We start from the raw sequence: 13014 nt of genomic DNA on the forward strand, positions 1-13014 counted from the left end.
TGAGCTATGAGCCTTGAGCCGGGCGGCGAACCGCTGTGAGCCTTTACAACGTACCGTATATTTCTCATAGCTCATAGCTCACTGCTCATGGCTATTTCAAAAGTACGCATAAAATCCTAACTTTGCATTTTTTAAACAACCTTCCGATGCGATACACCGTTACGGCCGCTTTAATTTATGCAAACGGCCCCATTCATATAGGTCACCTGGCCGGATGCTACATCCCGGCCGACATTTTCGTACGTTATCTCCGCTCAAAAGGCCAGGACGTGGCTTTTATCAGCGGTACCGATGAACACGGTGTGCCTATTACCATAAAAGCCAAAAAAGAGGGCATTACACCCCAGGAGGTGGTCGATAAATACTATTCCATCATTAAGCAGTCGTTTGAAGATTTTGGTATCTCTTTCGACATCTATTCGCGCACTACTAACCCGGTTCACCACGAAACTTCACAGGAGTTCTTCCGGACGATGTACGACAAGGGATATTTTGATGAAATCGCTACCGAACAGTACTTTGATGAAACCGCCAACCAGTTCCTGGCAGACCGCTATATTGTGGGCGAATGCCCCGTTTGTCATAACGACGGTGCTTACGGTGACCAGTGCGAAAAATGCGGTTCTTCCCTGTCTCCTACCGAGCTGATCAATCCGCGGTCTACTATTTCAGGCTCCAAGCCCGTGATGAAGGAAACCAAAAACTGGTACCTGCCCCTGGATAAAATGCAGCCGCAGATTGAAAAATATGTGAATTCACATACCGAATGGAAGACCAACGTGTTCGGCCAGTGCCAGTCGTGGCTCAAGCAGGGCCTGCAGCCACGTGCCATGACCCGCGACCTCGACTGGGGCGTAAAAGTACCGGTGGAAGGTGCCGAGGGCAAGGTGCTTTATGTATGGTTTGATGCGCCCATCGGCTATATTTCCATGACCAAGGAATGGGCGGAGAAAGCCGGCAAAAACTGGGAGGATTACTGGAAAAACCCGGACACAAAGCTCATTAATTTTATCGGGAAGGATAACATTGTTTTCCACTGCATCATTTTCCCGGCCATGTGTATGGCAGAGGGAAGCTATATCCTGGCTGACAATGTTCCGGCTAACGAGTTCATGAACCTGGAAAACGACAAGATCTCCACCTCGCGCAACTGGGCGGTATGGCTGCACGAATACCTGGAGGAATTTCCCGGCAAGCAGGACGTGCTGCGGTATGTGCTGACCGCCAATGCCCCGGAAACCAAAGACAACGACTTCACCTGGAAAGACTTCCAGACCAAGAATAATTCGGAACTGGTGGGCATTTACGGAAATTTCGTGAACCGTACCGTAGTGCTTACCCAAAAGTATTTTGAAGGCAAAGTGCCGGAGAAAGGGTCGCTGGAAACCGTAGATACCGATACCCTGAAAGCCCTGGCGGAGCTTCCCGCACAAATTGCCGGCTCGCTTCAGCACTATAAGTTCAGGGAAGCACTGGCCGGCATGATGGAAGTGGCTCGCCTGGGAAACAAATACCTGGCCGATACCGAGCCCTGGAAAGTGTGGAAAGAAAATCCGGAAAGGGTAGCGACTATCCTGAATATTGCTACGCAGATCACGGCCACATTAGCTATAGTTTCAGAGCCTTTTCTCCCGTTTACAGCGAAAAAAATCTATACTCAGTTAAGCAGCAGTCGTTGGGCTCTTGCCGGCGACTCCCCCGTATGGGCCGATGCCGGCCAGGCCAGCCTGGTTCCTGCCGGTACGGAAGTGTTGCAGGACGGGCTCCTGTTTGAAAAGATTGAAGACGCAGCCATTGAGGCGCAGGTACAAAAATTATTAAATTCTAAAAAATTGAACGAACTTGAAGGAAAAACCGTACCGGCATTGAAACCGGTGATCCAGTTTGATGATTTTGCCCGGATGGACATCCGCATCGGCACTATCCTGGAAGCGGAGCCGATGAAGAAAAGCAAAAAGCTGCTGAAGTTTTTAGTGGACGACGGTTTTGAAAAAAGGACCATCCTGAGTGGAATTGCAGAGCATTTCTCTCCCGAAGAAATGGTAGGAAGGCAGGTTACCTTTATTGCTAACCTGGCTCCGAGAGCGATGATGGGTGTTGAGTCGCAGGGAATGATCCTGATGGCCGAAGATAAAGACGGAAGCCTTTCTCTCATCCAGCCGCACAAAGAGGTGTGGAGCGGCGCTACGGTGAATTAAAGGTTTGGGGGTTTAACCGTGTATTCGGTTCTTGACTACGCTTGCAGTTCTCGACTACGCTCGAACTGACAGGAACCGCTTTAGCCTAAACATCAACCAGATAAAAAATGCAAATAAAGAACAACACCTTCTTTGTCTCGGGCGGGGCTTCCGGGTTGGGCGAGGCAACGGTCAGAATGATCGTTGAAAACGGGGGAAATGCAGTCATTGCTGATCTCAATGCCGATTCGGGGAAAGCCCTGCCGGATACCCTGGGCATCGCAGCTCTTTTTGTGAAAGCCGACATTACAAATGAAGAAGAAGTCATTGCGGCCCTCAACCACGGAACGGCTCGGTTCGGCGCTATCCACGGCCTGATCAACTGTGCCGGCCTGGGACCGGCCAGGCGGGTTCTCGGCAAAAACGGGGTGCATGACCTGGCCTTTTTTCAAAGAATCATCGCAGTAAACCTGACCGGCAGCTTCAATACCCTGCGCCTGGCCGCCGACAAGATGCAGCATAACACCCCCAATGAGGAAGGAGAAAGGGGCGTGATCATCAATACGGCTTCGGTAGCGGCCTTCGAAGGCCAGATAGGCCAGGCAGCCTATTCTGCCTCTAAGGGCGGTATTGTAGCCATGACGCTCCCCATTGCCCGCGAGCTGGCCCGTACGGGTATACGGGTAATGGCGGTTGCCCCCGGCATTTTTGAAACCCCGCTCCTGGCCGCCTACACGCAGGAGGTCAGGGATTCTCTCGGGGCACAGGTTCCGTTTCCTTCACGGCTCGGGAAACCGGAAGAATATGCCCGGCTGGTAAAGCATATCATTGAGAACCCCATGCTGAACGGTGAGGTTATCCGCCTCGACGGAGCCATACGCATGGCCGCAAAATAGGCCCGAAAGGCAAATTTTGAACAGGTTCTGCGTTTTATTCCGGATTTCATTAAGAATAATTGGAATCCGTCAGCGTTAAAGTTTTATCTTTAGCACATAAGTGTCGGTAATTCATGAAGAAAAACTACATCCTTTTCTTTCTCCTCCTCTGTCCTGTATTTGCTTTTGCAACGCATATCCGGGCAGGAGAGATCACGGCTACAAGGTTACCGGGTACCCAGCTGACGTACCGTATAACGCTGGTTACCTATGCCGATGAAATCTTAGGGCGGATGGCCAATGACATGGAAGAGGCCGTAACCTTCAATCTCGGCTTCTCCACATCGCGCGTGGAAAAAATCACGGCACGCCGTAAAGAGCGGGTCATGATCAACCAGGCTACATCCAGAAACGTGTATGACACCACCTACACTTTCCCGGCTGCCGGGTATTATACCATAGGAGTAAGCATTGTTAACCGAAATGAGAATACCATTAACCTGCCCGCACCTACCGGCTCTCAAAGCATCAGCTTCTACGTGCAGACCTCTATCCTGATCAATTCCAATGTGGGGTACAACAGTACTCCCCTGCTGCTGAATATACCCATAGACTCTGCCGCCGTAGGCCAGAAATTTATCCATAATCCCGGGGCGTTTGATATTGACGGCGACTCACTTTCCTACAAGCTGACCATTCCGCGAAAAGACCAGGTTGCTCCTACAGGTACTACCACGGGTCTGGGCGTTTTTATCCCGGAATACCTTGAACCGAATACCGTGGGTCCGCCTCCTGTACTAAACCAGGCGGGAACCGGCCCGGCCACGTTTACCATCAACCCCAGAACCGGTGACCTTGTCTGGGATGCCCCCAGGCAGGCCGGGCAATACAATGTGGCCTTTGTGATTGAAGAATGGCGGAAAGGATACGACGGCGGCTATGTCAAGATCGGTGAGATCGTGCGCGATATGCAGATCATTGTGGTAGAGACCGATAATATAGCCCCGGTTCTTACCCTCCCGGCCGATATCTGTGTTGAAGCCGGTGAAAAAGTAGAATTTGAGGTACTGGCCCAGGATGCCAACATCAGCCAGCAGCTGAAGCTTACCAGCTCAGGCGGTGTGTATAATAAAGACCCGGCCGGACGACCGTTCAGCTATATTCCGCCTGAGCCGGCAAAATTCTCAAGCACCCCGGCTGCAGGAAAAGTGACCGGTCGCTTTGAATGGCAGACCAACTGCCTCCACGCCCGTGAACAGGCCTATAACATTGTATTTAAGGTAGAAGATAACCCCGGCAGGTTTACCACCTCACTGGTAGATCTGAAATCATTGAACATCCGTGTTTTACCGCCCCGGCCCAAAGCACTGGTAGCCGAAGCCGCTGATAACGGCAACCGCCTCTCGTGGAAGCCGCTGACGGCGTGCAATGATAACGGTAAAATCCTGGTGTACCGGAAAAGCGGCTGCAGCGGGTTAAACCCGGGTACCTGTACCTCCGGCATGCCCGCGGGCTGGGGTTACCAGCTGATCGGCGAGGTGACCACCAAAGACAGCACGTTCCTCGACGGCACGGCTGCCGAAGGAGAAATCTACAGCTACCGCCTAGTGACTGAAATTGCAGAAAACAATTTTATCTCCATCCGGAGCGCTCCTTCCGTAGAATTCTGTATCGGCTCAGATGTAAAGCCGGGCACCAGTGTCATCACCCGCGTTTCTGTGACCGAAACGTCGCGTTCGGCCGGGAAAATAGAAGTAAAATGGTCTTTGCCTCTGAATGTGGATCTGAACACCCTTCCTGCTGAACGGGTATACAAGCTGTACCGGGCCGAAGGGATCGGCGGGGAAAATTTCACCCAGATCCATACGAAAACTACAAGCTTCACCGATACCACCGATACGTATTTCCTGGATCAGAACCTGAATACGGAAGAAAAAGTATACCGTTACAAGGTGGAGATCTATACCGAAAGCAGCAAGTTAAGGGCCTCATCCCCTCCGGCTTCATCGGTGTTGTTGTCTGCCCGTACCGCCAACCAGGCTGTGCCGCTGACCTGGGAAGCCAACACCCCCTGGAGCAACGAAAATCATACGCATTACATTTACCGTCAGGATGCTTCTGACCGGTTTAACCTGATCCATAAGCTGGAGGTGACCGATGCCAATTCGTTTACCTATACCGACACCGGTGCCGATACGGAAAAAGGCGACGGAGACATCAGCACCGGGCTCATTAACGGGGAAACCTATTGCTACCGGGTTCTGACCCAAGGAGAATACGAGGCATTCAGCCAGCTGGGCATATTACCGAACTATTCACAGGTAAAATGTGCCACCCCGCTGGATCAGTCGCCTCCGTGTACACCCGAAATCAATGCCTCGGGCACCATCACCTGCGAGCAATATCAGAACAGTGATTTCTGTGATGAAAGTACCTTTGTCAATACCATCACCTGGAATAACCCCACTGACGGAGCCTCAGGCCCCTGCCGGAACGACATCATCAGCTACAACATTTATTTCGGGCGGTATGAGCTCACCGAGCCTTCGCTTATTGCTACCGTGCAGGCATCCGGGCTGAACACATTTACGCACCGGAAGAACCGTACAGAAGGTTTTGCCGGATGCTACTATATCGCGGCCGTTAATTCATTGGGGCTGGAAAGCGCGCTCAGTGGCCGGGTCTGCTTTGATAACTGCGAAAAATTATCGTTTCCGAATGTATTTTCACCCAACGGCGACGGGAAGAACGATACTTTCACCCCCATGAACTGCCCGGCATTCATCAAAGATGCAAAAATGGAGATCTACGGGGCGCACGGACAACGGGTCAGAAGTATTCTTTCAGCCGATATGGAATGGGACGGAAAAGACAATAACGGGCGCGAGCTGGCCTCCGGAACGTATTACTACGTAGTTACGGTCAACTTTGAGCGGCTGGATCCGAAGGGCAGCACTAAGGAATACAAGGGATACGTTACACTGATCCGGTAAGAGAACGGGTTTTCGTCTTCGCTTTCGGTTCTCGTCTTCGCTCGAACTGACAGGAACCGGCGCCACTTGTCAGTTCGAGCGTAGTCGAGAGGCATATTAGGTTTATCTTACCCCATGCATCAGCTTTTTAATGACCGGCCGTGAAATAACGGCCAGAACAGCAGCACCAAAAGCAATGGAGGCCAGCATCCAGAAGAAATAGCTGATGCCTTTTTCATCGGCTACACGGTCAATGCTTTCACCGAATTTGGCCGCGGCTTTCATGCCGATGGCTACGGCCAGGTACCAGATACCGAACATCACGGCGATCATACGGGCAGGTACCAGCTTACTTACATACGACAGGCCCACCGGAGAGATACAGAGCTCACCCATGGTAAAGAAAAGATACACCAGGATCAGCCAGATCATGCTTACCGAGGCGGTGCGGGCACCTACTTCAATAGAACCGGCCCCAAAGGCAATACAGGCTGCCCCGATGGCCAGCAGCAACATGCCCAGGCCGTATTTGTAGTTGGCCGGCGGATTGAAACGGCTGTCCCAGAATTTCGTAAAAAGCGGAGCCAGGCTGATCACAAACAGCGAATTCAGCGTACTGAACCAGGAAGCGGGCACTTCGAGGGTTTCCCGGGAAAACTGGTTTTTGAGCATCCAGAGGGCAATTCCCCACACAATAACAAAGCTGGAGCCGAGAATTACATTGGCCAGCGTATAATGCCGGAAAGTTTGCCCGAAAAGCTTAAACAACACCCAGGTTATAATGCCCAGCGGAATAACCGTGAGAGACGCATTGGCCAGCTTAAAAATAAGCCCGGCATTTCCTTCCAGCATGCGGTGGGTATAGTCTCTTGCAAAAATGGTGAGCGTACCCGGAGCCTGCTCAAAAATAGCCCAGAAGAAGGCGGCAAGAAAAGCAAAAAAGGTAACGGCAATCATACGGTCACGAATAACCCGCGAATACCGGGGAATCCGGATGAGCAGCAATACCAGGAAAAGCGCAAGGGCCAGTAAAATGGTGAAGTTGTTGCCTGAAAACCCGAGTACGCTGAAATCGAAGATATCAACAGCCCCTTTCGAAATAATCTTTACCGGTTCAAAGACGATCCAGAGCAGCCCGAGAAGGATCATAACACCGATCAGCACCAGCTGAAACGCCGTAAACGGGTTACGCTTGTCTTCATCTGTTACGGCTTTCTGTACATTTTCTCCCTGCGTGGCTTTTTTAGGCTTTAAACCTATATTTCCAAAAATATCCTGGGAAAACCAGAACTGCAGGAGTCCGAAGAACATAAAAATACCGGCCAGGCCAAATCCCAGGCTCCAGCCTACCTGTTCTCCCAGGTACCCGCACAGCAGGATTCCGAAAAACGAGCCCGAGTTCACGCCCATATAGAATATGGTATAGGCCCCGTCTTTCTTTTCCGGGTGGTCTTTGTAAATCTCTGACAGGATAGAGGTCATGTTAGGCTTGAAAAACCCGTTACCAAAAACCAGTAAAATAAGGCCTGTATAGGTAAAGAACGGGGTTTCTGCCGCCATAGAAGCATGGCCCAGGGTCATCAGGAAAGCACCTACCACCACCGCCAGCCGGTAACCGATGATATTATCGGCAAAATAGCCGCCCAGCATGGTAGACAGGTACACGAGGCCCACATAAGAGCCGAAAAGGGCCATGGCCTGTTCCCGGCTCCAGTCCCAGCCGCCGTCGCCTATGGTAGACGTCAGGAAAAGTACGAGCAGCGCCCGCATCCCGTAAAACGAGAAGCGCTCCCACATTTCTGTAAAAAACAAGACAAATAAACCGGACGGGTGGCCTAAAACTTTGGATTTAAAAAAATCAGGGTTGGTCTCAGCAGACGGGTTCATACGATAATTCAGGATAGACTATTAAACAAAACTACGAAAAAGTATTGATATTCCGGCTATCAGCGGCAACAACAAAGGGGATTACCCGCCCAACGGCTTTGAACCTCCTGAATAAAAAAGCCCGGAAAAGACACAAAATGTATTTGCGTTCTTTCCGGGCTCCTTCTCCTGAATTTTTAATTTTATTCCGTTCCGGCCATTTCAATCATCAGCGAGAGCTCATCTACCAGCTTATCGGCACTGCCGCTGAAGCCGATAGAAGTGAACCGGATATTTCCTTTCTTATCAAGAACAAATTTGGTGGGGATACCGCTAACCCCGTACGAGTCGATTACTTTATTGTCCAGGTCAAGCAATACCTCAAACGGATAAGCTCCTTTTTCAATAAACGCAGCTACTTCTTTCTTGATGTCCTTCCCGTTTTCCCAGGCGTTGATAAATACAAATTTTACATTGGGATCGTCCTTGTATTTTTCCTGTGCTTTTTTCATCCCGGGGAAAGACGCGATGCACGGTCCGCACCAGGTAGCCCAGAAATCAACAATCACGGTTTTGCCCTTCAGCTCTTCCAGCTTTACTTCTGACCCGTCGAGGTTCAGCAGAGCAAATACCGGTGCCGGTTTGTTCTGCTGTTTTTTCATCAGCTCTTCCCGCATTTTCTCTTTTGCTTCTACCTCCAGTGAGGCGATATACGCGTCAAAGCCTTCTTCCGAATTTTTTTCTTTTACGTAAGCTCTTTTCAGTACCTCTTTAATTTCCGAGCCCGATTTCCCGTCTACCACAAACTTTTCCAGCTGGGGTTTATATTCACTGTACGGCAATATTTTTTCGGCCAACTGGGCGTACATACCGTTATAGGCGGGATTACCCCCTTCGGCTACGGTAATGGCCGCATCTTTTGCATATTTATAGCCCTCTTCATACTTCCCTGATTTGAAAAGAACAGCACCATACGTGTCTGCATACATGGCATAGGTGCTTTTTTTCGGCTTTATTTTCTTTTCCGACTGTCCGGCGGCTACCGCCTTATCCCATTCCTCTTTGGCGTAAGAGGTGGCAAACCGGGCAAATTCTTCTGCTTTAGGAAGATCGGTTCCATCTTCATACATCTTCCAGGCAGTATTGTTGTAGAGCGATGCCAGCCTTACTTTATCATCAAACGGTAACGTTGTAATGGCATTCTGCAGGCCATCCCAGTCTTTGGCTGCCATATAGGCACTCAAAAGGTTGCTTTTCAGGTTGGGAACAGACGCCTTGCTGCTTTTGAAGTTCGGAAGGGTCTCTATATTGGCGATGATCTGTTCGTACAGCTCCTTTTTCTTCGCCAGGTCTTTTTCATTCGCAAACTTCGTGATCATTTCCTGGGCTACCCACGTGCCCTCCGGGAACCGGGTTTTCCTTTCTTCTGCCAAAGCTTTTACGTTGTCGGCCTGCTTAACCATGCTGTACAATTGCGACAGGTAAGTGTAGTCGGCTTCGGTTTTCAGGCCGGCCGGCTTAAATGCATCAATTTCCTGCTGAATGGCCGCACCTCCTTTCTCTTTATCGTCGGCCAGCTTCATCCGGAATACATTCAGCTTTGCGCTCCGGTTATCGGGGTGAAATTGCAGCTCCCGTTCCAGGGCCGCCAGTGCCCGTTCCTTATCGCCTGTTATACCCGATTCTTCACCGTAATACTGGTAAAAGTACGATTTGGCGATATTGGCATTTTTCCGCGGTTTACCGTTTTCATACAGCTCAATGGTATACCCGTTGCCCTGGTTATTGTCGGTGGCTCCGCCTGCCGTTACCGTGAAGTAAACCAGCGTGGCAGAGGTATCCGTTTTGAAGGTAGCGGTATATTTCCCGGCAGTACGCTTAGCCTGAAAATCCAGGTCGTCGGGAAACAGGCCTTTGAATTCCATTCCTGAGATTTTGACCGGAACCACGGCCGACGGCTTGTAGCTGATGGTGATGGCATCGCCCGGTTTGGGCTTTTCCGGCGAAAAAGTGAATTCACCCTGTGCAAAGGCAGCACACGAAAGCAGAGCAGAAAACGCGATAGTAAGGATCTTTTTCATGTGTTTAGAGTTTCATTGACGGCTAAAGATACGGAAATGATCGTAAAAAACCCAAATGATAACTATTTTTTTAGGTGCAGGAAGGTGCCTGAAAAGGAGCGGTGAACCGTTCCTTTTCAGGCACCTTCCTGCAGATTCTATCCGGTCCGGATAAGATTTCTTATTTCTTCTTCAGGTAAACATTCCCGCTAAAGCTGGTGATGCTGAAGTAAACCCCGCCATCGTTAATGGTATAATCGTAGCGGTCCAGGTTTCTCCTCCGGGTGGCAGACACCGAAGCAAGTGCCAGTTTTTCATTGACCCGTGCGCGCTGGCCCACCACCGTCACGCCTTCGTCACTGCGGAAATTAATATTACCCTGTCCTACACTTATTGCATCTCCGGAAGATGAAAAGCTGGATAATCCGTTAACAATCACGGCATCAAGCCGGTCATTTCCTGTTTTCTTTTCCACTTTCTTCAACTCAAAATCCGTGTATGCATTTCCTCTTGTCGAGTTCATGGTAAGATTGGCTTTGGTACTTGCCGGCAGGATCACTTCCACATCGCCGTCGGTATTGATAGAGCTGATCTTATCCTGGGCCAGTTTTGAAAATTCAATATGCGTGGTGCCGCCATAAGAAGAGTTATTGGCTATAATATTTCCTGAAAAATCCGAAATATTCATGTTACATCCGGTGCAGCTTACCTCCAGCTCACCTTCAAAAGACCGTACCTGCATGGGCTCTTTCCCGCCCCAATAGCCCATATGGCTTTCTCTGAACCGGGTCATTACGCCGTGCGGCACTTTTATAACATAGTTTTTGAAGAGCTTGTTGGCATTCGGGATATTGATTGTCAGTACCCTGATCTCTTCTTCTTTTTCCTCTCCTTTCTCATTGATCGATGTAACCACTTTAACGGTTTCTTCCTCTACCCGGGCAGAGATACCGGTATTATCCACTCCTCCGGCGGTTACCATCCGCAGTCCGGCCGCTTTCTCCGGCACTTTCCCTTCTCCGCCTTCGGCTTCAATGATCACGCTGTTTCCGGCATAGCCTTCAATCACCAGGCCTGAAGAAGGCCCTGTGATATTCACCAGCCCTTTAAAGTTCTTTACTTCGTACTGTTTCTTTTCCTGTGCTCCGGAAAAATGAGCGGCCATTAAAGCCCACGATACTAAAATCAGCTTTTTCATAATTTTTTTACATGTTTAAAACTTTTATACCAAATTCTGCCCGGTCCCTGATGTTTTCAGACACATCAGGGTTATTGATAATACCGGCAAAGACCGGCAGCGCCTTCACCTCTCTGAGTTCTATCAGTTTCGTTATTAATGCCATTTGTAAGGAAGGATCACGCTGCTCGGCCAGTGTCAGCACGAGGTTCTCCCGCATGGTCGGGCTCAGTTCAAAGCGGCCCACGGCATCCAGTGCTGCCAGGCGCACATTCACACTGGGGTCTTTTTCAAGGGTCTGAAAAAGCGCATCCATCAATGCCCCGTCGGCCGCATCCAGGTTATAGCTGTAATTGATGGCTTCCAGGCGGGAAGCCGCCGACTCCTGGCGTAACATAGCCAGGATCATTTTATGCTGCACCTCGTTGATCTCGCCTACTTCTTTCCTGATATTGGCCAGCTCCTCCATCACGGCCGGTTGTTTCCGTGCTGCTTTTTCCTGCCCGTGGCCTTCGGCCTCCTCTTTCACCCGGACGGTGTCGCGCAGGGTGATGTAGATGGGTTTCTCTACGGTAACGATCTCTTTCTCCGGTTTCCGGCTGCCGAAATAGTATGCCCCTGCCACCGCCAGGATCATGGCTGCATAGCGGAGAATCTCCCCGAAAGAAACCCGGAAACGCGGAGTTGCCTTGCTTTTTTCTCCTTCCAGGAAAGCATAGAAGTGGTCATTGGCCTCTCCGGACACTTCCGGCTGTACAGCTTCGGGCAATTCATTGAAAAGCTGCTTCAGCTCTTCAAATTCCTGTTGGGCTTCCGGGTTCTCCGAAAAGAAGCTGAGCAGCTCTTTTTCGGAGAGTTTCCCTTCCAGGTAGTCCGCAAAAATTTCTTCTACATTCTTCATTCCATTTGAAAATAAATTTCCCGTAAAATCTTTAGTCCCCGGTGTACCCTCACTTTCACCAGTGATACGCTGATCTGCAGTATTTCTGCGATTTCATCGTATTTCAGCTCTTCGTACCGGCTGAGAAGGATCACCTCCTTATATTCCGGCGGAAGCTTCTCCAGCGCCCGCTTCAGCTGGTATTCCTGCTCCCCGTCATAAGCACTGCTCTCATCTTCTATCTCCGTATCGAGCCCGGAAAACATATACCGGTTTTTCTGCAGGAAATCCTGGAGCACGTTCCGGGCTATCCTGAAAAGCCAGGGCCGGAACACATAGTTTTCTGCAAAGCTTTTCCGGTAATGGATGATCCGGTAAAAAACCTGCTGCATCAGGTCTTCCGAACTATCCCTGTTCACAGAACTCCGGCAGAAATATCCCAGCACAGGGCGTTTGTACCGCTCGTAAAGAACGGCGGCCTTGTCTAAATCTCCGCCTGCTACGGCCATCATGGCCTGCTCATCTGTCATAGGAGTTTCCTTCGGGTATTCTGTTTAGAAAAACCGGGTAAAAAGAGAAAGGTTACAACGGACTCAATTTTTTTTTTCAGGCGCCGGGTAAGCACACGGCAATTCCTGCATTAAAACTGTTCTTCCACCATGATGTCGGCAATCAGCGCTTCTATTTTGCGCGAAACCCACGGCTTGCAGAAATGGAACAGGACAAACAGCAAACTATACAGCCCTGTAATGCAGGCATAGCCTATCCAGTAGCTTCGGGTATAGTAATTAATGATAGCGGCAGCCAGGATGTTCAGAAGGAGAAAAATGATAAATATAAAAATGGCTACCAGCACATTCATGACTATCTTGGCCAGCAGCTTTTCTACCTTGGCCAGCAGTTCAAGCTTCTTTAATTCAAATTTAGACTCAGCAATCTTCAGGAGATTATCTTTGAGCTCGTCTATTTTCAGAAAGTCGGAAATTGATGTCTTTAAGCTCATAAGC

Annotated in this window: 9 protein-coding genes; 3 read left to right on the plus strand and 6 right to left on the minus strand. The window is 50.0% G+C overall.

Features of this window, described 5'->3' with window-relative positions; translation table 11 throughout:
* Window positions 1-146 precede the first annotated feature (146 nt).
* From metG to AB2U10_RS08890, 3 genes are all read left to right on the plus strand, one after another.
* Window positions 147-2198, plus strand: coding sequence for a methionine--tRNA ligase (metG, locus tag AB2U10_RS08880; protein ID WP_367913733.1), 2052 nt, complete (start codon window positions 147-149; stop codon window positions 2196-2198).
* Window positions 2199-2305: 107 nt separating this feature from the next.
* Window positions 2306-3073, plus strand: a complete 768-nt coding sequence (locus AB2U10_RS08885; protein WP_367913734.1) for a 3-hydroxyacyl-CoA dehydrogenase — start codon at window positions 2306-2308, stop codon at window positions 3071-3073.
* Between the two features lie 113 nt (window positions 3074-3186).
* Window positions 3187-6045: a T9SS type B sorting domain-containing protein gene (locus AB2U10_RS08890; RefSeq protein ID WP_367913735.1), complete on the plus strand. Its 2859-nt coding sequence runs from the start codon at window positions 3187-3189 to the stop codon at window positions 6043-6045.
* Between the two features lie 102 nt (window positions 6046-6147).
* On the opposite strand, the gene AB2U10_RS08895 is transcribed toward AB2U10_RS08890, so the two are convergent.
* The 6 genes from AB2U10_RS08895 to AB2U10_RS08920 form a co-directional block, all read right to left on the minus strand.
* Window positions 6148-7911, minus strand: a complete 1764-nt coding sequence (locus AB2U10_RS08895) for a peptide MFS transporter (RefSeq protein ID WP_367913736.1) — start codon at window positions 7909-7911, stop codon at window positions 6148-6150.
* Between the two features lie 182 nt (window positions 7912-8093).
* The gene (locus tag AB2U10_RS08900) at window positions 8094-9971 is read right to left on the minus strand and encodes a TlpA family protein disulfide reductase (RefSeq protein ID WP_367913737.1); all 1878 of its coding nucleotides are present in this window, start codon (window positions 9969-9971) and stop codon (window positions 8094-8096) included.
* 160 nt (window positions 9972-10131) lie between these two features.
* Window positions 10132-11148, minus strand: a complete 1017-nt coding sequence (locus AB2U10_RS08905; protein WP_367913738.1) for a DUF4097 family beta strand repeat-containing protein — start codon at window positions 11146-11148, stop codon at window positions 10132-10134.
* 7 nt (window positions 11149-11155) lie between these two features.
* Window positions 11156-12028, minus strand: a complete 873-nt coding sequence (locus AB2U10_RS08910; protein WP_367913739.1) for a HEAT repeat domain-containing protein — start codon at window positions 12026-12028, stop codon at window positions 11156-11158.
* Window positions 12025-12537 (minus strand): RNA polymerase sigma factor, encoded by a 513-nt coding sequence (locus AB2U10_RS08915; protein WP_367913740.1) that lies wholly within the window; start codon window positions 12535-12537, stop codon window positions 12025-12027. Before AB2U10_RS08915 ends, AB2U10_RS08910 begins: the two co-directional genes overlap by 4 nt.
* 110 nt (window positions 12538-12647) lie before the next feature.
* Window positions 12648-13010, minus strand: a complete 363-nt coding sequence (locus AB2U10_RS08920; protein ID WP_367913741.1) for a hypothetical protein — start codon at window positions 13008-13010, stop codon at window positions 12648-12650.
* Window positions 13011-13014 lie beyond the last annotated feature (4 nt).

It is taken from the genome of Leadbetterella sp. DM7 (genome assembly GCF_040829825.2).
Taxonomy (GTDB): domain Bacteria; phylum Bacteroidota; class Bacteroidia; order Cytophagales; family Spirosomataceae; genus Leadbetterella.